This is a genomic window from Colwellia sp. BRX8-7, from assembly GCF_014077275.1.
In the GTDB taxonomy this organism is placed as follows: domain Bacteria; phylum Pseudomonadota; class Gammaproteobacteria; order Enterobacterales; family Alteromonadaceae; genus Colwellia_A.
In genome coordinates this window covers 1-26,547 of the sequence record NZ_JACGVP010000008.1, presented here as the reverse complement: position 1 = coordinate 26,547, position 26,547 = coordinate 1, and the positions used below count along the sequence as shown (strand labels likewise).

22 protein-coding genes are annotated in these 26,547 nt (G+C 36.8%); 21 read left to right on the top strand and 1 reads right to left on the bottom strand.

All coding sequences use genetic code 11. The features are described from left to right. The first annotated feature begins 2 nt into the window (after positions 1 to 2). From H4J57_RS09345 to H4J57_RS09285, 13 genes are all read left to right on the top strand, one after another. Positions 3 to 779, top strand: a complete 777-nt coding sequence (locus H4J57_RS09345; RefSeq protein ID WP_182217275.1) for a DUF1365 domain-containing protein — start codon at positions 3 to 5, stop codon at positions 777 to 779. Between the two features lie 35 nt (positions 780 to 814). Next, a complete protein-coding gene (locus tag H4J57_RS09340; protein WP_182217273.1) occupies positions 815 to 2,041 on the top strand; it encodes a cyclopropane-fatty-acyl-phospholipid synthase family protein in 1,227 nt (408 codons plus the stop codon). A 260-nt stretch (positions 2,042 to 2,301) separates the two neighbouring features. Then, positions 2,302 to 3,333, top strand: coding sequence for a selenide, water dikinase SelD (gene selD, locus H4J57_RS09335; protein ID WP_182217272.1), 1,032 nt, complete (start codon positions 2,302 to 2,304; stop codon positions 3,331 to 3,333). Next, positions 3,333 to 4,439: a tRNA 2-selenouridine(34) synthase MnmH gene (mnmH, locus tag H4J57_RS09330; RefSeq protein WP_182242598.1), complete on the top strand. Its 1,107-nt coding sequence runs from the start codon at positions 3,333 to 3,335 to the stop codon at positions 4,437 to 4,439. Before selD ends, mnmH begins: the two co-directional genes overlap by 1 nt. 512 nt (positions 4,440 to 4,951) lie before the next feature. Next, positions 4,952 to 5,557, top strand: coding sequence for a transcriptional regulator BetI (gene betI, locus H4J57_RS09325; protein WP_182217268.1), 606 nt, complete (start codon positions 4,952 to 4,954; stop codon positions 5,555 to 5,557). After that, positions 5,548 to 7,011, top strand: a complete 1,464-nt coding sequence (gene betB, locus H4J57_RS09320; RefSeq protein ID WP_182217266.1) for a betaine-aldehyde dehydrogenase — start codon at positions 5,548 to 5,550, stop codon at positions 7,009 to 7,011. Before betI ends, betB begins: the two co-directional genes overlap by 10 nt. A gap of 88 nt (positions 7,012 to 7,099) precedes the next feature. Then, positions 7,100 to 8,740: a choline dehydrogenase gene (betA, locus tag H4J57_RS09315; protein ID WP_182217264.1), complete on the top strand. Its 1,641-nt coding sequence runs from the start codon at positions 7,100 to 7,102 to the stop codon at positions 8,738 to 8,740. A gap of 203 nt (positions 8,741 to 8,943) precedes the next feature. Further along, the gene (locus H4J57_RS09310) at positions 8,944 to 10,161 is read left to right on the top strand and encodes a BCCT family transporter (protein ID WP_182217262.1); all 1,218 of its coding nucleotides are present in this window, start codon (positions 8,944 to 8,946) and stop codon (positions 10,159 to 10,161) included. 45 nt (positions 10,162 to 10,206) lie between these two features. After that, positions 10,207 to 10,911 (top strand): TorF family putative porin, encoded by a 705-nt coding sequence (locus H4J57_RS09305; RefSeq protein ID WP_182230981.1) that lies wholly within the window; start codon positions 10,207 to 10,209, stop codon positions 10,909 to 10,911. A gap of 299 nt (positions 10,912 to 11,210) precedes the next feature. After that, positions 11,211 to 12,536, top strand: coding sequence for an aspartate aminotransferase family protein (locus H4J57_RS09300; protein WP_182230980.1), 1,326 nt, complete (start codon positions 11,211 to 11,213; stop codon positions 12,534 to 12,536). 383 nt (positions 12,537 to 12,919) lie between these two features. Further along, positions 12,920 to 13,474 carry a GNAT family N-acetyltransferase gene (locus H4J57_RS09295; RefSeq protein WP_182230979.1) on the top strand — a complete coding sequence of 185 codons (555 nt, stop codon included), beginning with the start codon at positions 12,920 to 12,922 and terminating at the stop codon, positions 13,472 to 13,474. A 312-nt stretch (positions 13,475 to 13,786) separates the two neighbouring features. Next, a complete protein-coding gene (locus tag H4J57_RS09290) occupies positions 13,787 to 14,386 on the top strand; it encodes a hypothetical protein (protein ID WP_182230978.1) in 600 nt (199 codons plus the stop codon). Between the two features lie 306 nt (positions 14,387 to 14,692). After that, positions 14,693 to 15,211 (top strand): gamma-glutamylcyclotransferase family protein, encoded by a 519-nt coding sequence (locus H4J57_RS09285; RefSeq protein WP_182222676.1) that lies wholly within the window; start codon positions 14,693 to 14,695, stop codon positions 15,209 to 15,211. A gap of 211 nt (positions 15,212 to 15,422) precedes the next feature. On the opposite strand, the gene H4J57_RS09280 is transcribed toward H4J57_RS09285, so the two are convergent. Continuing rightward, complete coding sequence (locus H4J57_RS09280) at positions 15,423 to 16,763, bottom strand: GGDEF domain-containing protein (protein WP_182242597.1); 1,341 nt, start codon at positions 16,761 to 16,763, stop codon at positions 15,423 to 15,425. A 1,469-nt stretch (positions 16,764 to 18,232) separates the two neighbouring features. Here H4J57_RS09280 and H4J57_RS20285 point away from each other — a divergent pair. The 8 genes from H4J57_RS20285 to H4J57_RS09240 all read left to right on the top strand — a co-directional run bounded on the left by H4J57_RS20285 (position 18,233) and on the right by H4J57_RS09240 (position 25,986). Beyond that, positions 18,233 to 19,456: a tyrosine-type recombinase/integrase gene (locus tag H4J57_RS20285; protein WP_182242596.1), complete on the top strand. Its 1,224-nt coding sequence runs from the start codon at positions 18,233 to 18,235 to the stop codon at positions 19,454 to 19,456. Next, positions 19,443 to 20,300 (top strand): hypothetical protein, encoded by an 858-nt coding sequence (locus tag H4J57_RS09270; protein ID WP_182242595.1) that lies wholly within the window; start codon positions 19,443 to 19,445, stop codon positions 20,298 to 20,300. Before H4J57_RS20285 ends, H4J57_RS09270 begins: the two co-directional genes overlap by 14 nt. Positions 20,301 to 20,438: 138 nt before the next feature. Next, positions 20,439 to 20,642: an AlpA family transcriptional regulator gene (locus H4J57_RS09265; RefSeq protein ID WP_182222121.1), complete on the top strand. Its 204-nt coding sequence runs from the start codon at positions 20,439 to 20,441 to the stop codon at positions 20,640 to 20,642. A gap of 75 nt (positions 20,643 to 20,717) precedes the next feature. Beyond that, positions 20,718 to 20,870 carry a hypothetical protein gene (locus H4J57_RS09260; RefSeq protein ID WP_182242594.1) on the top strand — a complete coding sequence of 51 codons (153 nt, stop codon included), beginning with the start codon at positions 20,718 to 20,720 and terminating at the stop codon, positions 20,868 to 20,870. Further along, positions 20,863 to 22,617, top strand: coding sequence for a replication endonuclease (locus tag H4J57_RS09255; protein ID WP_182242593.1), 1,755 nt, complete (start codon positions 20,863 to 20,865; stop codon positions 22,615 to 22,617). The genes H4J57_RS09260 and H4J57_RS09255 overlap by 8 nt, the downstream gene beginning before the upstream one ends. A 459-nt stretch (positions 22,618 to 23,076) precedes the next feature. Beyond that, entirely contained in the window at positions 23,077 to 23,865 is a 789-nt protein-coding gene (locus H4J57_RS09250) for a hypothetical protein (RefSeq protein WP_182242592.1), read from the top strand. 644 nt (positions 23,866 to 24,509) lie between these two features. Beyond that, positions 24,510 to 25,019: a PEP-CTERM sorting domain-containing protein gene (locus H4J57_RS09245; protein ID WP_182242591.1), complete on the top strand. Its 510-nt coding sequence runs from the start codon at positions 24,510 to 24,512 to the stop codon at positions 25,017 to 25,019. A 613-nt stretch (positions 25,020 to 25,632) separates the two neighbouring features. Further along, a complete protein-coding gene (locus H4J57_RS09240; protein ID WP_182242590.1) occupies positions 25,633 to 25,986 on the top strand; it encodes a hypothetical protein in 354 nt (117 codons plus the stop codon). The last annotated feature ends 561 nt before the right edge of the window (positions 25,987 to 26,547 follow it).

The window sequence follows — 26,547 nt, the reverse complement described above, 5'->3', positions numbered from 1 at the left end:
AAATGTCTGAATTATTCAACAAAAGCAATATTTATCAAGGTAATATAATTCACCGTCGCTTTAGTCCTAAGGCGCATAGTTTTGATTACTCTTTGTATATGCTCGCGATAGACGTTGATGATGTAGAAAATAATAGTAACAGTATGGGGATTTTTGGTTTTTCGTGGTTTCATCCTTTACGCTTTGTTGAAAAAGATTATGTAAAGGGTGAACTATCCTCTCTTAAGGACCGTATAAAACAGAAAGTTGTTCTATTAGATGGGCACAATGAGATAGCTAAAATTGTCATGCTGGTACAAGTTAGATGTTTTGGTATATATTTTAGCCCAGCTAATTTTTATTTTTGTTATAACGAAAAAAATGAATGTACTCAAATGTTAGCAGAGGTTAGCAATACCCCTTGGAATGAAAGACATTTTTATCTAGTTAATTTACTCAATAAAAAAACAGCTAATACCAGTAAAAAAGAGTTTCAGGTTTCACCCTTTATGGATATGGCAATGACATATTTTTGGCATGTAAAGCCACCGTCATCTGAACACGATAAGCTACTGGTTAAAATTGAAAACAAAACAATTAATGAAGAGACAGGCGAAGTAAGTAAATTATTCGATGCCAGTCTTGTTATGAAAAAGAAGCCATTTACTAAGAAAAGTTTGTTGGCAATCTGGTGTCAACTTCCTTTAATGACAGTAAAAGTTGTTTGGGGCATCTACTGGCAAGCAGTAAGGTTGTTCGTTAAGCGGATACCCTTTATTGGCTATCAAAAATCAAATTAATATATAGATTGTAAAATAAGATGAAGGAGTACCAAATGGAACAAATTGAAGGTGTTAGAACTTTGCAGACAGCGAATTGGATAGATAAGCGTTGTCGTGACATGGTTCATTCTGTCTTTTCGAAGTTATCATATGGCCAATTAGAAGTTGTGGAAGGAACAGAGCATAACATTTTCCCTGAAGCACCAGGAAGCTCGCCGCTCAAAGGAAAGATCAATATACATGATATAAGTGTTTACCGTGATTTTGTTAAAGGTGGCAGTATCGGTGTATCCGAAGCCTTTATCGAAGGAAAATGGAGCAGTCCTAATCTTACTAATGTCATTAGAATTTTTGCTAAAGCACAACAAGAAACTGATAGCCTTGAGTCAAAAAAGTCATGGTTAAACAAGTTTAAGAACAGTATAACTCATTGGCAGAATAGAAATACTCAATTAGGTTCAAAGAAAAATATTCTTGCTCATTATGACCTTGGTAACGAATTATATACGCGTTTTCTTGACCCAGAAATGATGTATTCGTCTGCAATTTATCCGAGCAAAAATGCCACATTAGACGAAGCTCAACTCCATAAACTTGAAACGATTTGTCAGCGTTTATCTTTATGTGAGAGTGATCATTTACTAGAAATTGGAACAGGTTGGGGCGGTTTAGCTATATATGCAGCACAAAATTATGGCTGTAAAGTAACGACAACAACTATTTCTGACGCACAATTTAGTTATGCCCAGTCGCGTATTGAAAAGTTAGGATTACAAGATAAGATCACTTTACTCAAACAAGACTATCGCGATTTAACAGGGTCATTTGATAAAGTCGTTTCAATTGAGATGATTGAAGCCGTTGGCTATGAATTTTTACCTAGCTTCTTTAAACAATGTAATGATTTATTGAAAAATGGCGGTAAATTACTCATACAGTCTATCACTATCGCCGACCAACGTTTTGATTACTATAGAAGTAACGTAGACTTTATTCAGCGTTATATTTTTCCAGGTGGTTTTTTACCTTCGGTAAATGTACTCTCAGATAATATTACCAAACATAGTAGTCTTGTTGTTGAACAGCTTGATGATATTGGTCTAGATTATGCGCAAACACTAGCACATTGGCGTGAAAAGTTTTTAGTTTCTTGGTCTGATCTTACTCAATTTGGTTATGATGAGACATTTAAACGTCTATGGTTATATTACTTTGCTTACTGTGAAGGCGCATTTTTAGAGCGTTCCACTAGTGCTGTTCATATAGTTGCGCGTAAATAATAAAGTGTTGCAGGCTTGCCTTATTTCTTAATCTTAATTGAATGGATTAAGTAAAGTGCGGACAGCTTAATTAATAAGTAACCTATTAAACAAAATAGGCAATAATGCCTATTTTGTTGTTATAACATGCCCCAACCAGTCAAATATTAACCGTAATTTCAATATTTATCCTCACATCAACAGCTATATCGTAATACAAAGGTGTAACGGTGCCAATATTACTGTAAATTAGCCTATTGCTTTTACTTTATTGAATCCTTATGACACCAATTCGCTTGACCCAATACTCACACGGCGCCGGTTGTGGCTGCAAGATCTCCCCATCGGTACTTGATGTAATGCTTAAATCTTCACTGGTATTGCCTGAACACAAAGAACTATTGGTGGGTAATAGCACTAAAGATGATGCAGCCGTTTTTGATATAGGCAATGGCCAAGGCGTTATTTCAACTACCGATTTCTTTATGCCGATAGTTGATGATCCCACTGATTTTGGTAAAATCGCAGCGTGTAATGCCATCAGTGATATTTATGCTATGGGTGGTAAGCCGATAATGGCAATTGCTATTTTAGGTTGGCCAGTCAATATTTTAGCGCCTGAAATTGCCCAACAAGTACTTGATGGCGCTAGAGCTATTTGTGCTGAAGCTGGGATCCCTTTAGCGGGTGGACATTCTATTGATGCACCTGAGCCTATTTTTGGATTAGCCGTTACCGGTTTAATCAATAATGAGCAAATAAAACGTAATAATACCGCAGGTGTTGGCGATCTATTGTATCTCACTAAACCGTTAGGTATTGGCATTATGACTACCGCTGAAAAGCAAGGTAAATTATTAGCTGAACATGCACACCTAGCGCCACAAGAAATGAAAGCTTTAAACATAATCGGTCAAAAATTTGCAGCTCTAGAAACTGTTACGGCAATGACAGATGTCACCGGTTTCGCACTTTTAGGACATCTTTTAGAAATGTGTCAGGGTAGCAATGTTGCTGCTATTGTCGATTTTAAGCAAATACCTTGTATTGACTTTGTTAATGATTACATTGACCAAGGTTGTATACCGGGTGGCTGTGAACGTAACTTTACCAGTTATGGGGAACATGTTGGCCCGTTAACCCCTAAACAAAAAACACTTTTATGTGATCCGCAAACTAGCGGTGGTTTACTGGTTGCTGTTCAGCCATCAGGTAAGCTAGCCTTTGAAGCTTTATGCCGAGAAAATGGTCTGAATCTTCAACCTATTGGTGAACTAGTGGCTGCAACTTCGCCTACAGTGAGTTTATTGTAATGATTATAAACACCGCTGCCACAGAGCGACTAGACAGCAGCGATTTTCGCACTATTATTCGCAATAAAATTCCTTTGATGGATGTTCGCGCTCCTATTGAATTTGAAAAAGGCGCTTTTAACCAATCTGTTAACTTTCCGCTAATGAATAATGATGAACGAGCGGAGGTAGGGCTCTGCTACAAAAAAAAGGGACAAGCGGCCGCCATTAACCTTGGCAATGAACTTGTTTGTGGACAAAGTAAAGATAATCGCTTGGCACAATGGCAAAGTTTTGTTCAGCAAAACCCGCAAGGCTATTTATATTGTTTTCGTGGCGGTTTACGCTCTCAAACGGTACAGCGTTGGCTAAAAGAATCAGGTATTAATTATCCTTTGCTTATCGGGGGTTACAAAGCACTTCGTCAATTTTTACTCAACGAGCTAGAGCAACTTGCTCTACATCCATTAACTATCTTAGCTGGTAATACCGGCAGTGGTAAAACGCCTTTTCTTGCTCATTGTAGCAATAGTCTTGATTTAGAGGGGGTTGCAGGTCATCGCGGCTCAAGTTTTGGTGGTTTTGTTACCGCACAACCCAGCCAGATAGACTTTGAAAATAAATTGGCTGAATTATACATTACCGGTAATTATAGTTTAGATAAACCGTTGATCTTAGAGGATGAAGGGCGATTAATTGGTAGCGTACATTTACCTGAAAGTTTGCGACAAGCAATGACATTAGCGCCAATTGTGGTCATTGAAGAAAGTTTGGACTACCGTCTTGAACATATATTCCAAGAATATATTATAAAGATGACTGCGCAATATCAAACAGCGTATGGCGTAGAGCAAGGTTTTATCGCCTTTAGTGAATATTTAGCACACGGCTTATTTAAAGTACGTAAACGTTTAGGTACAGAAAGATATGCACAACTACAGATACTTCAAACTAAGGCATTCACTGAACAGCAAAAGGGTCTAACGCACTATCATTTAGATTGGTTAAAGCCATTACTTGAAGAATACTATGATCCTATGTATCAATATCAGTTAGGTCTCAAGTCCGAAAGGGTGATCTTTCGAGGTAACAATGCCCAATGTTTAGCCTTTCTAGAGGGTAAGTAACACACCAAACTAGATCAATAATTTCTACAGCCGCAATGAATGATACTAATAACAAATGCTTCGTATTGAGCGTTCTACATTACAGTCATATTGCGGCATATTCCCTCCCTTAAACGAGCAATTCACCTTAAAGTACGATCACTGAAGATATTTGTTAACAGTGGATTGATGTAAGACCCAGCGAAAATTCAAGTACTCTGACGTTAAATTTTTAAAATTTCATTAAAAACAGCCAATTAATCTATCGCTATTTATTAGCCGTGATTAAAAAATAGCGGTTTATTTACACTCGCTCATCAATTTATAACCTAAAATATAGTTCGTATACTAACTATTATTATAAGTTTTAAAGTATATTTATACCCATATATGTAGCTTATTATATTGATTTAAAATGATTTTATAGACTTACCTTCACTCTAGAACGATAACAGTAACTTGATAATTTCATTCAGAACCGTTAGAATTATAATTAATTGAACGTTCAATTAAAAATAATATTCGAGAAGTCAGTGCCTAAAATTGGAATGAAGCCCTTACGTAAACAACAGTTAATTGATGCTACCTTAGATTCCGTCGCACAATTTGGTTTACAAAACACCACAATAATAACGATCAGTCGGATCGCTGGCTTATCGTCAGGTATTATTAGTCATTACTTTGGTGGCAAGCAGCAATTAGTAGAAGCAACCGTTAAACACTTGCTTGAACAATTGAAGTTAGCGCTACTCGAACGTGTTAGAGGTCAACATCTTGAGCCAGCCGATCGACTTATGATGATTATTGAGGCTAATTTCACTCAATTGCAACGTTCTAAACCCGCAACAAAAACTTGGCTTAGTTTCTGGGCGCAATCAATGCATGAACCAGGATTGGCAAGGCTACAAAATATAAACAGCAAGCGCTTGCACAGCAATCTACTTTTTTCTTTTCGTCAATTATTAAATGACGATTTAGCACTCATCGCCACTAAGCAGGCAGCAGCTATGATAGATGGTTTTTGGTTACGTAGTGCATTAAGCCCAAGTCCTGAAGAAGAGTTCAGGCAAGCCGAGCAATTTTGTAAAAAATTTATAGTCGATCTGCTTAAGCAGTATGGAGAAATATCTTGTCATTAGTATGTTATAAAAACTTTATCGATGGTGCCTACATGGCAAATGATAGCGGCGAAACATTTGAAGTAATTAACCCAGCAACAGGGAAAGTTATCTACAAAGTTGAAGTTGCTGACGAAAAAATTAAACAGCAGGCAATTGCAAGCGCGCAACGTGGATTTGCTACTTGGTCTGCAATGAGCGCAATTGAGCGAAGTCGTATTTTACTTAAAGCGGTTGCCTTATTACGTGAACGTAACGATGAGTTGGCTAAAGTAGAAGTACTTGATACAGGTAAGCCATGGCAAGAAGCCTCAGTAGTCGATGTAGCATCAGGTGCAGACTCGATTGAATTCTTTGCTGGGTTAGCGCCAGGTGTTGAAGGTAATCAACAGTCGGTAGATGGCGATTTTTATTACACGCGTCGCGAGCCATTAGGCATTTGCGCAGGTATCGGTGCTTGGAATTACCCACTACAGATAGCTTGTTGGAAAGCAGCACCAGCGCTTGCCTGTGGTAATTCAATGATTTTTAAACCTTCAGAAGAAACACCTTTAGGCGCTTTAAAACTTGCAGAGATATTTACAGAAGCAGGTATTCCTAATGGCGTATTTAATGTTGTTCAAGGGGCCGGTGAGGTAGGTGCGTGGTTGTCTCATCATACAGAAATTGCCAAAGTGTCTTTTACCGGAGAAGTCGGTACCGGTAAAAAAGTGATGGCAGCAGCCGCTACTACACTTAAAGATGTCACCATGGAGCTTGGTGGTAAGTCGCCATTAATTATTTTTGATGATGCTGATGTCGATAATGCGGTTTCTGCAGCGATGTTAGGTAATTTTTATACTCAAGGCGAAGTTTGTACCAATGGTACACGCGTATTCGTTCAAAAATCTATTTATCCCGTTTTTATTGAAAAGTTACTTCAGCGCACTAGCCAAAATATAATTGCCGGTGACCCTATGGTAGAAGAGACTAACTTTGGTGCACTGATTTCTTTAAAGCATTTAAATCTAGTGATGAAATACATCAAGCTTGGCGTTAGTGAAGGGGCAACCTTATTACATGGCGGGAAAACCCTTCAGCCAGACAATGCACCGGGTGGTTATTTTGTCGCTCCTACTATTTTTACCGACTGTACTGATCAAATGACTATTTGCCGCGAAGAAATTTTTGGGCCAGTGATGTCTGTATTAACATTTGATGACGAAGACGAGGTAATAAAACGCGCAAACTCGACTGACTTTGGTTTAGCCGCAGGTGTGTTTACACAAGATATTACTCGTGCTCACCGAGTGACCCATCAAATGGAAGCAGGAATTTGTTGGATAAATAGTTTTGGTGCTTCTCCGGCTCAAATGCCTGTTGGCGGTTATAAGCAATCTGGCGTTGGCCGTGAAAATGGTCTGGTAACACTCGATTATTACACGCAAATAAAAGCGGTGTATGTTGGGTTACAGCCATTAGACAGCCCGTTTTAATAAAGTTAAAGCTTAGTTAGCGTCCTTAAGCCTTGAATAGTTGCCAAAATTAAATGTTGGCAACCAAAGTAATAAAGTTGAGTGTTAAATGAACAGTGATAATTATGATTACATTATAGTCGGTGCCGGCTCTGCTGGTTGTGTATTAGCGAACCGTCTAAGTGAAGACAGCAACAGTAAAGTCTTGTTACTTGAGACTGGCGGCAGTGACAAAAGCATTTTTATTCAAATGCCTACCGCCTTATCTATTCCGATGAATACCAAGAAATATGCATGGCAGTTTGAAACAGAGCCAGAGCCTAATCTTGATGGCCGACGTATGCATTGCCCTCGTGGTAAAGTATTAGGCGGCTCATCTTCAATCAACGGCATGGTGTATGTTCGTGGACACGCGCGTGATTTTGATGAATGGCAGGAAAACGGCGCCCAAAACTGGGATTACGCTCATTGTTTACCGTATTTCAAAAAAGCAGAAACATGGGCATTTGCCGGTGATGAATATCGTGGAAAAAATGGACCACTGGGCGTTAATAATGGCAACCAGATGAAAAACCCATTATATAAGGCCTTTGTTGATGCAGGTGTTGAGGCCGGATATAGTGCAACCAGTGACTATAATGGTACTCAGCAAGAAGGCTTTGGACCAATGCACATGACGGTAAAAAAAGGGGTGCGCAGTTCAACCGCTAACGCCTATTTACGACCAGCAATGGCACGTGCAAATTTAACCGTGATAACTCATGCTTTAGTACATAAAGTATTACTTAATGGCAAAAAAGCAGTTGGCGTACGTTACGAACGCAACGGAAAAACAGTTGACGTTGCTGCTAATAAAGATGTTGTTTTATCAGCAGGTCCTGTTGGCTCGCCCCACATACTGCAACTATCAGGTATTGGTCCTAAAGCTGTCCTTGAGGATGCCGGTATTGAATTGATACATGATTTACCTGGCGTTGGCGAAAACTTGCAAGATCATCTTGAGTTCTACTTCCAATTTAAATGTAAGCAGCCGATCACCTTAAATGGCAAGTTAGATTGGTGGAGTAAATTGCAGATTGGTGTTCGTTGGATCCTAACAAAGAAAGGATTAGGCTCGACTAATCACTTTGAATCTTGTGGATTTATTCGCTCTAAACCAACCGCAGAATGGCCAGATATTCAATATCACTTTTTACCTGCAGCGATGCGTTATGACGGCAAAGAGGCCTTTGCAGGTCATGGTTTTCAGGTGCATGTTGGTCATAATAAACCAAAAAGTAGAGGTTTTATTAAGGCTTTGTCAAGTGATCCTAAAGCACACCCGCAAATACGCTTTAATTACCTTGAGCACGAAGAAGACCGCGAAGGTTTTCGTGCCTGTGTTCGCCTAACCCGAGACATTATCAATCAAAGCGCATTAGATAAATATCGAGGTGAAGAAATACAGCCAGGCATTGGTATCCAAAGTGATGACGAAATTGACACTTTTGTTCGTCAATTTGTTGAAAGTGCTTACCATCCGTCATGTTCATGCAAAATGGGCACAGATGAATTGTCGGTTGTAGATCCCCAAACCCGAGTACATGGTATTGAAGGGTTAAGGGTTGTTGATTCGTCAATATTTCCAACTATTCCTAACGGTAATTTAAATGCACCAACCATAATGGTCGCTGAACGTGCCGCCGACATTATTCGTGGCCGAGAAGTTTTATCGCCATCAAACGCCCCTGTCAGCTTAGTGCAAAATTAATAGCAATTGCGCACTAAAGCCAAATCTAAAAATTAACTAACGTTAATCGTCAGTACGCGGTTAGATCTTAATTTTCGCCATCAAGATATTTTCATGATGGCGACAATTGAAATCTTCAGCTTAAATTTGCCGTGTACTTTTATAAACCTCAAAGAGGAGTACTACTTGTTTATATTAATTAATACCTTACTCAGGAGACAACTATGACTACATGGTTATCAGCTGGGCTGATATTTACCTTCACCGCCATCGCCTTTGTATTATATCGGTGGGGCAATATTCGCTGTGTCGGTGTAACACCGGTTAAAACATTTACCTTTATTGCTATATTGTTTACCTCTGGGCTAGATGTTGGCTTGATCATGTTTCCGTTAACCGAATTTGCCGGATATGCTGATTTAGCAACCAACCCCGAATATGGATTTACTAACCCGTTGGCGATAGAGTTTGGCTACTGGGCATTTCTTATCTGGGGATTTTACTTTCTAACTTGTTTCTATTTTTGTGTGATTGAACCTCGTGTACGTTTTTTTGAAATTCCACTGGTTAAACTGGTAAATAACGTAGTTATTATTGGTACCTGTGCTTTTACCGCCTATTTATTATTAACCAATTTACCTTGGTATATGCCTGAACTTGGCGATGGTGAATCTATTGTTAGTAGCTTCTATTTGATTGTATTTTTAGTCATAGCTGCAGCGGTTTATTCAAGTACTAATATTCGTTACGTAAAAATATTAAGTTTGGCAACTACTTGGTTATTTTTGGCATTGATTGGTCTAATGTGGGGTGGGGCTTTTCTTTCAGAAACCTCAAGTATTGGTGAGTTTGCCAACACTATCGCGATGATTGGCGGTTACTTTGGTAATATCCACGAATTTGCTTTGCCTCTTAATGATTACCATGAATTTTACCTTTATTGGTGGTTTGCTTGGAGCATTATGATTGGCCAGTTTACTTCTCGGTTTGTTGGAGGTCTTCGTACTTATCAAGTATTGGCAGCGATGTTGGTTTTTCCTTCTATTCCAATCGCCATATGGTTCTCAGTACTGTATTACTACAGTGCAAATGGGCTAGAGACCGCTGGTTTCTATAATATCGCGATGGCATTTGTTGGCATAACCTTCGTTATTAACTCACTTGATTCATTGATCCGTCTCTATACTGATAATTTGAACTTGAGTGTTGCAAGGCTGGGCAGAGTGAAATATTTCTTCGGCAACTTAATTGCTCTTAGTTTACTTACCCTGTTATTTAAATTAGATTTCTTGCAAATCCAATGGGTTGGCGCTGTCGTTATTGGACTCTTTTTTACTTGCTTTGGTTATATCCTGTTTAACAAGTTTAAAGCCGTTAGCGAAATTGAGCGTTCACCGAAAGAAAATAAAATTGATTTTACTAAAATCGAATTAGTCGAATAGCACCGACCATTTTGTATTTGAATACTAAATAAAAAGAGAAACTAAATGAATAAAAGTATTATAGCTATAGCCGCAAGTTGCCTATTAACATTATCTTCAACCGCACTAGCTGATGTGTCTGCAACAGTTAACATAGCCTCTGATTATACCTTTAACGGTGTTAGCCAAACAGGCAACGATCCAGCATTACAAGCGAGTTTGGATTATGCAGATGATAGCGGCTTTTATGCTGGAACTTGGGCGTCAAACGTTGACTTTGGTCGCTATGAAGACACTAACATTGAGTGGGATGCCTATGTTGGTCAATATTTTCAACTTAACGAAAAAATAGGACTAGATGCAGGTATTGCTTACTATACGTACCACGGCGATAACGTGTCAGATACATACAACTATCCTGAAGCTTATGCAAAATTTGGCTACAGTTCATCGATGGGTAATAGTGAAGTAAACTTTTGGTATAGCTGGGATTATTTTGGTCTTGATGTTAATCATTATATTGCTATGGTTGCTCATACGTTTGAAGTTAAACCGGGTCATAATATTAAGGTAAGTTTTGATCGTTCAATATCAGCGAATAAAGATAAATGGTCGTGGAACGCTAAAGATGCTTACAACCATTACCGCGTTGAATATATGACCCATTGGAACGGCTTTGATGTTGATCTTGCTCTTGAAGATACAAATATGAACATTGATTTGGCTGATACCCGTGTCGTGTTATCTGTATCTCATACCTTCAGCTTATAATTGTATTGGATTAAGTAACGTTTATTGTAGGTAGTTCAACGAGCTATCGACTTATTATCCAAGCCTCAGTGGTTATCACTGAGGCTTTTTTTAGTGTTATGGATAAACAGCAACGGTAGTTTTTAGGCTTGGTTATACCCGGTCACCATGACTTTATTAGCTAATTTACCCCTTTAAAAGACGAATACCTGACTAATTAAAAGATTTACTCTTCCTGAAATTGCGCTATCCCTGTATTATCACCCGATAAAATTTACGTTAATTAATGTTTAAAACATTCAGTGATATAAAGAGCGATCATGACTAAACCACATAAGCCCCAAAGCAATGCTATGCTTAAAAGAGCCCACGAAAATATGCCGTTAGGGGTTGCAGACAGCTACCGTTATTGGGGTGAAGAAAACACCGTATTTTTAAGCAGCATGAAAGGCTGTACCATCACCGATTGTGATCAACAAACGTTTGTTGATTTTCGTTTAGCCTATGGCCCAATTATTCTCGGCTATCGTGACGAACGCGTAGACAATGAAGTGATTAACGCGATCACTAGCGTTGGCACCATTTCGGGTTTCTCTACCGGTCTTGATTCTGATGTGGTTGAATTGGTGAAGTCACTTTGCCCTAATATCGATAAAATGCGCTTTGCTAATTCAGGTACCGAAGCGGTTATTGGCGCAGTGCGCACCGCTCGTGGATTTACAAAACGTAATAAAATAGTCGTGGTTGAAGGTGGCTTTCATGGACTGCATGATGAAGTGATGTGGAAATCTGATGTAGATAACTGGGAAGTCACTGATGAAAACGCGCCTGAAATTATACCTTTTGGCGCAGGTATCCCACAAAGTACGCGTGAACATCAAGTAAGTGTACCGCTTAACGATTTTAAAGCTATCGATACTGTTTTCGCTGAACATGGTCATGATATTGCGGCTATATTGATTGAACCTATCATGGGTAACTGTGGCTCGATTGCCTCAACGCAAGCCTATATGCAAAAGTTGCGTGACACTTGTGATACCAATGGTTCTTTGCTAATTATGGACGAAGTCAAAACGGGTTTTCGTGTTGCCAAGGGCGGAGCACAAGCCTTATATGGTATCTATGCTGATTTAACCACGTATGCAAAAGCTATGGGCAACGGTTACCCGATTGCTGCTTTTGGTGGTAAAGCTAATGTTATGGATGCTATATCATTTGCAAAAGACGGGGTAACTCACGGCGGCACTTATACCGCTAATATGGTGGCACTGAGCGCAGCTAAAGCGACATTAACCGTGCTTAAAGAAACCGATGCACTTGAAACGATTGCGACAGTAGGTCAAAAAATTCAAGCGTTACTCTCAAGAGTATTTACAAAATTTGATATTGAACATTGTTTTGCAGGACCCGATGCAATGTTTGGCGTACATTTTGGTAGTGAAGTACCACAAAATTATCGTGATTGGAAAAAAACGAACAGTGATCTTTATACGCAATTCGCGCTTAACTTAATCGACAATGGCGTTATGTTAGAGCCGGATTCACGTGAACCTTGGTTTATTTGTGAAGCCCACCAAACTGTCGATCTTAAGTGGTTAGAGCAAGTTGCTGAGCAATCAATGAGCGCCGCGATTAACGCGCAGTAACTAGAAGTTTTTTTTCAATTTGTAGACCTAACTTATTATTTAGGTAGCCTAGTAGTAAAAATTTATCGCTATTGATCCGACGTCAATTAGCGATAAATGGACTAAATTTTCATTGCTTAATGCCATGTTAAGCAGTGAAACCTAAAATGGATGTTAATCCTCAATGTTATGCTTTTTATAAAGTAATTTAATAAGTAACAACTATATCAATAACTTAAAGGTAACGCGTTACTTTTGGTTGTGCGTATTTATATTGGCTTAGCCATGGAGTGGTTAAATATCTAACGATGTTAGTTAAAGCACAAGCACTTTAAAAACATATACGGCTAAGGTACAAAAGCCCTGACTACTAATCAATAGATTCAAAGGATATGAGTAATACTATGAGCATAAAATTCAGCCCACTTTCTAAATATGACGTTAATTATAGAAATGTTATTGAGCTTTATAAAGAGGCTTTTACGACAGTAAGGCGTGTTCCTTCTTGGTTGCTTCGCTTCATATTGAGAAAAGGGAAGGACGGCTTTAGCGTTCTTTATGAAAATAATAACTGGATTGGTTTAATCTATCTTACCGAGTATAAAGATACTGTTTTTGTTCATTTCTTTGCTATAGCAGAGGATCAGCGTTCGTCTGGTTATGGGAGTAGGGTATTAGGCGCATTGAAAGAGAAGCATGAAAACAGAGTTGTATTAAATATTGAAGAACTTCAAGTACAACAACAAAACTATCCACAACGAGTTAAACGAAAAGCATTCTATTTAAACAATGGCTTTAGTTCTTCTGGTTACCTAGTTAAAGAGCCAGGGGAGGTACTTGAAATGCTAATACATGGTGGCAGTATCTCCAAAGAAGAGATAGAAGCGATCTATAAAAATCTCTTTGGGGGTATTTTGGGTTCACTTTACCGACCTAAAATAATACCCATTAATGAATAATGTCAACCGTGTATCAAAACAGTCAGTCTCAATGAGGATAAAATGGCTAGATTAAAAAAGTAACATCGAGAAATACAGCAAGAGAACTGCACTTTTGGTGAGTACCTTTTCTTTGCAGCGGCAATTATAGGTTTACTGTTACTGTTGCGTTTTTCACAGCCACTTATTAAACCTATACATAACAAACCTACTAATAAGTAGCATTCATTAATTGTAGCGCTTGACTCCATCTCATTGCATTTTACTAATGAGCGGGTTATTGCTGTTATTATGCAATTAAGATTTCACTCTCCAACAATAAGAAAAACAAAAATGACAAGTAGAAAAATACATAGACTTATAGGTTTAATCCTCATATTACCAATGTTTGGTTGGACAATTACCGGTGTCATATTTTTTATAAAACCCGGCTACAAAGGGGCTTATGAACAATTATCATTAAAAACTTATCCCCTAGAAACACAGTTATTAGTTGATCCAAAAGAAAATTGGAGTGAAGTTAAACTCATCAAAACTATTTTAGGACATCATTTATTGGTTAAATCGCAAGGAAAAACGGAACATTTAGACCCTATTACGCTTCAAGTTAAAGGGTTGCCAACTAAGTTAGAATACAAACGCCTTATTGATGATGCACTTTCAGAAAATAAAGAACGTTATGGCGACATTATTTCTATTGATGGAACAAATGCAAAAACTAGCACAGGTGTTGAAATAAATCTTGATTGGGTAAGCTTAAGGTTAAGCCAGAAGGGCGATGATACTAAGTTAATCAACAGACTTTATAAAATTCATTACCTTCAATGGACACCATTTAAAAATGTAAATTTAGTTTTTGGCGTTTTAGGTTTATTACTATTAGCAACCCTAACCACCTTTGGTATACGGCTTTACATTAAAAATAGAGAGTAATTGCTTAGTGGAGGTATCGGTATTAACCGATACCATACCCAGTTTTCGCACCAAACCTAGATAGGGATATAAAAGACTCTTATAGTGAACTACGAGGCACTAAAGTACCGAGTTTTTCGAGGATACTGATAAAAAAGAGAAACCTATAACTTAGGAATAGAACCATGTAAAAGCTAATGTTTTTTTGTTACCCTTATAGCCGATGTCATAGAATTTCAAACAATAAATAGTTAAATGTTTGTGTTCTATATTTTTAACCAATAATTATTTGCCTGTTGAACAGGTATTAATCGCACAGGAGTTTTGATGAAGTATTTTGCATATGGTTCAAACATGTCCCTTATAAGACTTCAACAAAGGGTGCCAAGTGCCCAAAAAATTGACACAGTAAGTCTTAAAAATCATCAGTTGCGTTTTAATATGAGTGGCAAAGATGGATCAGGTAAATGCGACTCTTTTTATACGAATAATAGTGATGACGTGGTCGTAGGCGCTCTTTTTGAGATAGATGAAAATGAGAAACCCATTTTAGATAGAGCAGAAAGTTTAGGGTCTGGGTATAATGAAAAAACAGTATCCGTAATAAATGAACAGGGAAAAACGTTCGAAGCACTAATTTATTGTGCAATTAGAATAGACCCTTCATTAAAACCATATACTTGGTACCTAAATCACGTCATTGTTGGGGCAAAAGAAACAAAGCTATCTACGGATTATCTCGCTATTATCGAATCTGTTGTCTGTATAGAAGATCCAAATAAAGAGAGAGAAACAAAGGAACGGGCAATGTATAGTTCACACACTATTCAAAAAGACTGTGCCTGAGGAATTCAGCGATTTATAAAGGCATAAAATGGCATTTAAGCAAACAATAAGATTATTTGAGTTAGATTGGTTAATAGTCTTAAGTCAGCATTAAAAAGAGGTTAAAGCGTAACACCGTTCAGGACATGGGTTTGGGTAATATATAAAATCAAACTATATGTAAATCTGCAATCCATGTATACCTTGAGGAATTAGGCGAATATTGAAGTGTTTATATTTGATAATCAGTATTGGGTACATACATACCGCCGTTTTTAGCGTTTTTACCTTGTTTTTTTGACTGATATAAATAATTATCGGCACACTTTAAAAGATTATAGAAATTAAAGCCGCTGTTAATATCATGCAATGCAAATCCTGAAGAAACAGTTACTGAGATATTGTTTTTCTCAAAAATAATATCAAGCTTATCTATTGATGCATTTACACGTTCACTTAAATTACCTAACTCTGTTAAGGAAATGTTTTCGCACAATAAAACGAACTCATCGCCTCCCCATCTTACGAGAACGTCACTGCTACGCAATTGATTTGAAAGTGTTGTCGCTATAGCTTTTAAAACTTCATCACCTGCGGCGTGTCCATAGTTATCGTTAATCGGTTTTAAGTTATCACAATCTACCATTACTACACCGACAGACTCTTTGGTAGTGCTATCACGTCGTTCAAATCTAGACTTAAGCCCTGGTAAGTAATCATCTAAGTAATTTCTAACATAGCAACCTGTTAAATTATCGCGCATTGAATAGCTGAGTTTTTCTAGCATCATTTTATTTCTATTTTTCCAAAGTAATAGCATAACGAATGATAAAACACTTATTAGTATTATGATGAAGATAAAGAGTTGGTTATATTTTTCACTTTTTTGTATAGCTATTTGATTTAAAAGTTTTTCGTTTTCAAGAGATGCAAATTTTTTATCTATGGCTATATTTTTATCCATTTCATAGAGCATATCGACAAACGCTTTAGCTTGATTAGAGTTTTGAAATTCAACATAAGCCAAGAGATGAATCAAAGTGTTCTTGTCATCATTTAAACTCTTGTAAATTTCCGCTAGTAAATAGTTGAGTTCAGAAACCTCTGTTTTATGGCCTAATTCTATTGCTATTTTAAGTGACTCCTTTGCATGAGCTAACGCTAGAGTAAAATTTTTCTGGGTAAAATAAAATGAGGCAATACTTTGATTTGTTATTTGGCTAAGACGAACATCTTGATTATTAACCGCTAAAGAAAGTGATTGTAATAGCAATTCTTCAGCTTTGTTAGCTCTTGCCATTCTTGCGTAAGTTAATCCTTCTAGCCGCTCTAAATAACCAATGCTTTCATAAATAGACTTAGCTCTATTAATTAATTTGAGGATATCTTGATTATTGCTATCGGGTTGATTAATTTTAACACCTGATAAATAGAGTATGGTTAAATGTTCGAGCTTATTATCTCCCAGAGAGGCAGCTTTTTCCAAAGACTTATTAAGACGCAACTCTGCTAAATCATATAATTGCAATTCAGCATAAATCAAACCTAAGTTAAGCAGTGCTCTAACTTCCATTTTTTTGCCATTATGCTCAACAGCGAAGGCATTTAGCTGATTAGTATACTCAATGGCTTTAGCATACTGACCTATCAGTAAGTATGCTCGACTTACTTTGTACAGAGCACTGTTGGTATACTTATTATAAGAAGTGTTATTAAATGCTTGAATAGAATCAGCTAAATATTCTTGCCCCTTAGCCTTATTGCCAGCGTTAATATTAAGGACAGCTAAATTTGCAAAAACAGCGGGTTTGAGAAATGTATAGTCTGAGTTGTTAATTTGTGTGAGCAAGGTGGAAATAAAAGCGTTATGTTGATCGCCTTGAAGGTGTATTAGGTTTTGTAATTTTAAATAGTTATTTATTACCTCATTATCATCGTGCTCACTTTCTGCAGAAGCCAAAAAGGGGAACAAAACAACCATAAATAATATTTTAAATACCCATCGATAAGCCAACATGATACCCGTAAAAATTTTTTTTTAAGTTTAACATGGTTCTAAAAAAAACGGCATATAAAAAAGAAAGAGGACCAGTAGGCCTTAGATAAGACTCGACAATGATAAACGTTTCAATACTCTTGCAACAAAAAAACTCTAGTTGTTAATATTTATAGATTACCCGGTTTGTAATTATCAGAATAGCTACATGCCAATGTTGAAGTATATTTGCATTACATCAACAAGCATAAGTAGGGGAAAGCAAACCACTTATTATCTTGTTTCTGATAAGAGTTAATATCATCTAATAATGGTATTTAATGAAAATATTTTTTACCGCAAGCGTTAGACAAAGTTACATATGCACATACTTTAAGATATTGTAGACATAATCAAAGGCTCTAAAAATAAGGCTTTTCATTATTTAATGTAGTTAAAGTTCAGCGAAGCACTTCAGCATCAAGTATTAACGCCTGAGTCAAGCCAGCAAAGATTTCTGGCCTTTATCTTAATGTTAGTAAGACAGTAATATTTGATGGCATTATTCGCGACGTCACATTACGGAGATAATTTGAATAGTCGATGGCAAAAAGATATCTGTTAGATGCCGCCATTAAAAGTTGATAATTATTACAGTTAGAAAAATCGAAGTTGCCCCACCTGATCACACACAAAATTTATAACTTATTTACTATATTTTAAACAATAATTATTTTTACTGTTTTTTTATACAGCTGGTGTTGTTTTCCTTTCTTTTGCCGAAATACCGAAAGATTCGGTGTTGCACCTTTTGAAATATTTAATAATAATAAAATGTTAGTGTTTTTATTATGTTGTAAAGTATGATAATTGTAACTGTAAATAAACAAAGAATGCTAAGTGTTATCTATTGCTTAGTTTTTCGGTCTAATAAGCTGTTTTATTTGTAGTTGTTTTAACTAGTTTGAATGAATACCAATAAACCATTAACTCCTTATTTTAATTGACTTCTTACCTGTTTCTTGTTTTAAATAGCCTACCTGTTTTTTATATAGCGTGACTACACTGTGTCTACATGCAAAATAACCAAGTCTTTTGTAGACAAGCTTGCACTTCCTCAAAAGGGGCAGGTTTTCTACCGAGATTCAGAGCTTAAAGGCTTTGCTGTTCGTGTTACTACGGGCGGTAGTAAAGCGTTTGTATTAGAAAAACGCATCAACCGAAAACTCAAACGAATTACGCTTGGACGTTATCCTGAAATTACGGTCGAAATGGCACGTAAAGAGGCACTTAAATACCTAGGCGAAATTGCAACGGGTATTGACCCAATAGCAAAGCGCCAACAAGCCCAAGCTGAGCAAATGACGCTTTGGCAAGTCTGGCAAGATTACAGAAGAATAAAGTCTTACTTAAAAGATAAAACCTATGTTCAATATGAAATGTATCTGAACGGTGAACTAGAAGACTGGAAAAATAAACGCCTTGTTGATATTACCAAAGACATGATATCAACTCGTCACGGTCGATTACTAAAAAGCCATAGTCCTTCTTATGCTAATACCGCAATGCGAATATTGAGTGCGATTTATAAATTTGCAAATGACCAATATGAAGATAACAATGGTTTAAGCTTATTTCCTCATAATCCTGTTGACCGTCTAGGTCAAATAAAAGCATGGGCGAAAGAGCCTAGGCGCCAAACGGTGATTAAACCCAAACAATTTGAACTTTGGTATAAAGAACTCCAAGAAATGAAGTTTAATACAGGGGCAGAGTCACACCATGTTGTCGCGGATTATCTTCTTTTTCTATTACTGACTGGATTAAGAAAAAATGAAGGGGCAACGCTAACATGGAATAATGTAGACTTGGATGAAGGAACAATTTATATACCTGATACTAAAAACAAAGAGCCTTTAACATTACCTTTATCAGATGTTCTTATTGGTATACTCAATTACAGGTTACGATTCAAAACAAATGAGTATGTCTTTTCATCAAGAAAAGCAAAATATCTAGCGCACCCAGATCAAGCGTTAAAACACTTATGTGAGGCATCAGGCATTAAATTTACGTTTCACGACTTACGCAGAACATTTATTACGGTAGCGGAGTCATTAGATATATCATCGTATGCCATTAAACGGCTCGTTAATCATAAAAACGGCTCAGACGTGACAGAAGGTTACATTATTAACAATCACGACCGTTTAAGAGCGCCTATGCAACGCATAACCGATTTTTTTAAAGAAAACTGCAAAATAAACATGGATGATTATGTATCAAGATAAAATAGAACAAGAAGTAAAAAATGCAATTGCTTTGAATGGAGACTCAGTAAAACGATCAAATATATTTGAAGACACTTCATTAGAACCATTAACGTTTACAGCTTATGACTTTGCTTGTGATGCAACACACTTATCTCGTGATATTTTGTCAAAACGAACGAATGAAGAGGTGATCGTTCTTTCTAAAGCAATTGATTCAATGTTGAAATTAGGGGACGGCTTATTGCACGAGTTATCGCAAAAGCTACTCAACGAAACCACTTCAAGGCAGAGTGTTACGTTATCGAAAGGCAGAGCATTGTATTTATTGTGTGATTATTTTGATTTAAACACAATAGTGATTGAAAACCTTCAGTGGTGTGAAATATTCGCCACTCTTACGTTAATGCATTCGGCTGAAATAAAATTTATCTATGACAATCGCTTTAAAGAAGACGCATTATATTTGCCATTAAAAGAACAGGTCGGTGATGAGCAGTTCGCGATTATGCAACAAGCTATGTTGGATAGGGCTATTAGAGACTTACTTGAAGAAATTATTGATAGTATTGCTCGTGCTGAATGTTTGTTCGATAAAAAACAAAAGTCAGCCATTACAGGAAGTAAAGGAGGTATTTCTAAAGGAAGACGTATAGAACCACTGAAAGAAGAAGTCATTCGGTTGTATTTAGCAAAATACTCTAGCCGTTCGAATCGACATGCCGCTAAATTAATTGAAGCTGATTTAACTCAATCAGATAGCTCGTTATTAGCGTTATCAAGCTCAGAAGAAAAGCAGGTAGAGTTTGGAAAGTGGATTGGTAAGTTCAAAAACGGACAAATTAAATTTCCTATCAACAAATAATCATCAAAAAGTATACTTATACCCCCTAAAAGTATACTTCTACTCCCTATAGGTATACCGCTACCCCCTAGGGGCATTCATACCAGTTAAAACATGATCGAAACTCAACTCGTCCTTTAAAACAACGAGTAAAGAGTCATGAGAATTAAATTATTAAATACTAAAGAAACTGCTGAAATTTTGAGGGTTAGTGAAGCTTTCCTTGAGCGTGACCGATGGGCTGGTGCGCGCATCCCCTTCATCAAAGTAGGTGCGAGAGCCATTCGTTACCGCTTACAAGATATCGAAAGTTATATTGAAAACAATATCTGTTATTCAACCAGTAATGGTGGGGTGGCATGATGAAATTTTCAAACTTCAAGCTAATCGGGTTTTTGCGTATGCAGCACTTAGGACAAAAGTCCGTTGGTGGTGAGCATGCGTAAATTACCTAAAAACACCAAAAGCCAAAAATTTGATTTAGTCATAATTGAATTTATTTCAAGTCGACCGCTTAAGCCGTTAAAGAAAAAGATAACGTTAACGGAATTACGCGAAATGCTTAGATATAAGGGGAAGTCTGATGTCTAAGATATTACCCGAAGATAAACCGTTAACGGAATTTAGTTCCGTTAACGGAAATACGCCTCTTTCTGTAAGGGTGGAAAATTCCGTTAACGTAACGGAAAATGAAAATCTCGTTAACGACGTTCAGGACTCAACTCATGAAGTTGACTACTTAACGATATCGGGGTTTGAGTCATCTAAATTATCAAGTGCATCACTGAGTGCTAATTTACTCGTTGACGAATTTAATGTTGAGGACAAACTTAATAAAACGTTTATCGGTAAACAATTACTGAGCATTCCTTTTAATTGTCGAGTAGTCGCAAAAAACACCTATAACCGTTTACTTAAATTACCCGTAAAGGGAGCCTTTCAAGCCAATACGTATTTAAGAGAATTATGTAATTTTTGTAAATCTATGCCTGTTGATGTTACTTGGTCTGACTCACAGATTGAACTGGTTGGTAAAACCCAAGCAAGTCAATGTCTTCAAATTGTTACTAACATGCATAATTTAGGTGATTCAAAAAAAGCGATGGTTTTTGCCTTAGAAGCTGTATTGGTTGGTTTTTCTATTAAGGCGAGAAAGGGAAAATATATTGATGGTGACATTGCCCGTTATGCTTGTGATAAGTGGTGGAGAAAAAAGCTATCAAAACTGCACAGCGTGTCGGTTGAGCGTGTTTCTCAATATGTTCATTTGGTGTCAAAAAAAAGCCAAATATACGTAACAGACGCTAACTTTCGAAAAGGGCGTGAAAACAAACGACGTAATCAATTATTCATGGCTGAATTGGAATTAGTTAATGAGCGAGGGGATGTTGTTGATTTAACTGAAATGGCAAACAGCACCAATGCAAATCCTGTGAATCGTCGTAATGAACTGATGGCGAGATTACATGGCTTTGAAGTCTACGCAGATAAACATGGTTATGTTGCAGACTTTTTAACAATCACTTGTCCATCACGCATGCACCCCGTTCATAATAGCGGCAGACCTAACGAAAAATTTGATAGTACGAGCCCAAAACAAGCCAATCAATATCTAGGTAGCCAATTTGCAAAGTGTCGTGCACACCTTGCTCGACTCAACGTCGACTATTTTGGTTTTCGAGTCGCAGAGCCGCATCATGATGCCACGCCACATTGGCATATCCTCGTTTTTGTTAAACCTGAGCAACGTCACATATTAAGAGATACGTTCTCTTTTTATGCCTTACAGGTCGATGGTGATGAAGCAGGGGCACAAAAATACCGATTTACTGTTGAGCCTATCCTTAAGTCAAAAGGCTCTGCGGTGGGGTATATCGCGAAATACATTTCTAAAAATATTGATGGTTTTGGTGTTGATAAAGACAACTACGGCAATCCTGCTGATATTGCGGCATTGCGGGTGAGTGAATGGTCAAGTTTGTGGGGAATTCGTCAATTTCAGCAGTTTGGTGGACCACCTGTGAGTTTATGGCGTGAAGCAAGAAGACTGGCGTTAAAAGAAGAGGTTAACATATCCTCTGTTTGGGTTGCTGCGGATAGTGGTAATTGGTGTGAATTCATTGAAGCGTTGGGTGGTGTAAACGTTAAACGTAAAGATTTACCTGTTCAATTAGTGAAAGAGTTTATTGAAACCGAAGGTGAATATTTGGAGCCGATAGGGTATGTGATTAAAGGCTTAAGTTGTGGTGGTGAAGTTTACGTCAGTCGTGAGCACACATGGACAAAACGCCGTAAAGAAAATGAATCTTCTTTGGGGTTAGGCGAAAACGAAGTTTGAGTTAACTTGGAGTTCTGTAAATAACTGTACTTAGAAAATTCAAAGTAATAACATTTATCGTTTTTCATGATGTTTACTAAAGCTTAATCTTTTAGTGTGCGTTTTATATTGAATTATAGCTAAAGCTTATTTTAGGGCTAAAGCCTAAAATAAGATGATTTTGGGCTTTAGCCCTAAATGAACAACCGTTTTTCTTATTGCCTCTATTAACTCGTTAATGATCTGACTTGCATGAGTAATAAGTTATTCATATCTAATTGAAGTCACTAAAAGATGAAAGCCAGACAAAGATAAGGTCAACTTGGTGCGCTTTGTTGACGCTAGTAATTACTCTTTTACTATACATATAGTAATGAATTTGAGTACAAAACACGGATAGTTTAATTTGGGTAGTGATTCTGATTAATGCCAGTGTTATCTTATTGTATATAGGAAATATTATAAGGCTTTAGCTACTTTATGGACAAAGAAAATGCATTTACTATTATTAATCCGGTAGTTGAGCCAACAATAGACAAACTGTACAGGGTTGGGGAGGCTATATCTTCAATTGTTCCAACAGGTACAAGTATATATCAATCAATTTTCACCAACCCTGTTCAGTCAAGAACAAGCTTATGGATGAAAGAAGTAGAGAAAAGAATACGTGTTCTTGATAACAAAGGTGAAATTGATTTATTGGCTATTTCAGAGCGGCCTGAGTTTTCAGCTATTTTTTTAAGGCTGCTTCAAGAAGTTGAAGTATCAAGTCAAGAAGAAAAATTGTCACAGTTGGCTAATTTTGCAATAAATTTAGCTCTTGGAGTTGATGTTGAAGTAGATGAATTATATATATTAACTGAAGTTCTTAAGTCATTAACACCATCTCACATAAAAGCTTTAGATCTATATATGAATCCTGATCGCTATGATGAGCGATTCAGAGAAATACATTCATTTGCTTCATTTACTCATTTAAATTGTGATTCAGCATACGAAGAGTTATCTATTATTTTTCATAAAGACCGAAATGAGCCTGTCATGGCAGTACCTAATAACCCAGCTTACAGCTCACACGGCTATTGGAGCATGATTCATAAAAACTTATCAGGTCACCACTTAATAACTCTTGAAGAGAATACACATTTAGTAAAAATTAAAAGAGAAGGTTACCCAGAAACTAAATTTACAATACTTCTAAACTGCAAGGCAACAGAGGTAGGGGGTAAATTGCTTAGACTTCTATCATCACCATTGGTTAAACGTTAGCTATCAAGCGATACAAAATCTAATCCAAACTAACAAATGCTAATGACCGCAGTGTGCGCATTGCTGACGGTAGCAACTTCATTTACTTAAGGTCAACTGAGAAGCTTAAAGGAGACATAAGGATTTATGCCTGCGATGACATTTTGTGCAAATAGTAGTTTTTCGCTAGCAAATGATACCTACTCCCTAGGTGGGCATCATTACTTCTTCTGATCTCGTTTAATGTTAATTATTATTTTAAATCAATACCTTTCACACTTATATGTATCAACGGGTGTGGTTTAAAAGGTTATGATTACAAGTCTGTAGTGAATATGATGCGCTATTGCGGTGTTTACGTGAATAATTAAAACAATCAGCACTACTTGGTTTTAAGTGAAATTCAATCACCCAATTACCTTTTTTAACTTAAACTGTTATAAATCTATGTTTGGTGAAATTTTCTCTTAAAATTAGTAAGTCGACGGGAGGTGGGTGTCAGTAATTTTTACAGTACTATGCGTGCATATATTTATTTTTCAATTAACCACTTGTAATATAGTGTTTTTTTAGTGCTGGTTTGATTTTTGCACAATCTCATGTAAATCACTATTTAAACTATTACCAACCTAAATTAGTAGGAAGGGATAAGAAAGGGATATAATATGAAATTCAAATTTTTAAAAACTATTTTAGTTGGGTTAATATTTACTACGTTTAGTGCGGTTAATGTTGCAAATGCAGGACTTATTGAATTTGAATTGAATGGTGTTCATAATGCTAACGTTTCAGATGTTTTCAATGGCAGTATAACGTTCGATACTGATGTGGCACCAGACATGGGAGATTTCTCGTTAGTTGGGATAGTAGCATTTGACTTGAGCTTTACAGGTAGTCACAATGTTGATTTTGATCTTTCAGATCTAACAGGTGTTTATTGGTTTCCGATATCAGGAGATCTCCTTAACGGCGGTCTCCCTTGGATTGCAATCGGGGCAGACAACGGGACACAAACATTATCAGCGAGCAATTACACGTACCAAATGACGAGCTTTAATGGAAACTATAATAATGTGTCAGCAAAGAAAGTTGATGTCCCAGAACCAACAACGCTTGCTATTTTCGCATTAGGAATGATTGGTTTAGCATCACGTCGATTGAAGAAAAAATCTTAATTTAATTTCTTTGTAGTAAATTCTAGAAAACATCAATTATCATGATTGGTGTTTTTTTGTTTATGGTGTTTAGTAATTTAGGTTATCTCATCTGTAAATCACCACCAAAATAGGATGTTTAATCCTTTGTTATGCCATTTGAATAAATACGTCTGACGATTACCACTAAATAATTAGCACTACCTGAGTATAATTATTCTCTTTAACCCAAAATAATTCCTGCCGAGCTTCAGCTATATTGGTGTTTTAGTTCGCATTCAGGCTGAACGACTCGCTGGTTAAGTTATTATCAAACACCACCTATTTTTATCTATGTGGGAATGTCAGCTATCAGGAAATGGCTAGCGGAATGTTGTTGTTCAAATATCTCCGCTGTAGATCAAAACATACAAAATTTATCAGTATAAATTCTGAAATGCTAATGTCTCGAATGTGGCATTTAACGACATTTTAGTAATATTGTTTAAGAAATAAATTTATAATTAAAAACGCTACACATGTGCTACAAACGCAATAGTTATCTTATGGTTGGTTCTCTTAACTCATTGATTAAATTTGGTTAAGTTTTTTTTGTGGAAGTGATTAACAGGGCGGTATATTTTTAAGGGGAATTATGATTTACCGAACATGGCAGGACAAGCCAGAATTAGAATTATTGGGAAAACATATATTTCATAAAACAAAAGGGGGTATCCCTTTGATTGGTACATATCCATATGGTGATACTAATATAGGAGAGTACCTTGGAAAAGTTACTGAGGTTAATGGCACAAATAGAATTTATTATTTAAATGGTGAATCCATCAAAAAATATGTATCTATAGTTGGGATTGGTTTTGTATGTGAGAATGATTTTGAGTTAGAGCACATTCAAACCATAAAGGACAAAGCATTAACTAAGTTTAAAAAATCAATGTCTGAAATCAGTCAAGACATGCTAGAGGCAATAAATGATTTTTCTAAATAGATTTGAAATAATGACCACATATTGTCTACATAATTATGTGGTATTCAACTAAGTTGCTGTTAGAATTGGATTTAAATAAGTTAAAGGTCTAATAAGCTGTTAGATGCTATGACTAAACTATTACTAACTCTATTTCTGCTCTGTTCTTGTTCATTAACTAAACCAGTGACTTTTATTGGTTGCGAAGAAAAAAGTTGCGAAGCTCTACTTAAACAAGTTGATTTAGGGTTTACGAGTATGGATACATCAAACACAGAGAAAGTGTTTCTTCTAGAAGGCGAAAAACCAGGATTTATTGCTCAAGAGGGCAACTCATTTAGAATGGGGTTAAAGCAGAGGACCTGTGGGTATAGCTTTGAGCGGGAGTGCACGAAGAGAGGCGTATGTAATTTCTACATTGACACGAGGGTATGGTGCACATTAGATTAAACGCATCTAACAACACGCCCTGAGGTGGACAACTAGTAAAATTTAGCTATTTATTGCAAATTTTAACAGTGGCGATCCTCTTCGGTTTAATGCTTCTAAATATTTTGATTCGTTGTAGGGCATCTTCGTTTT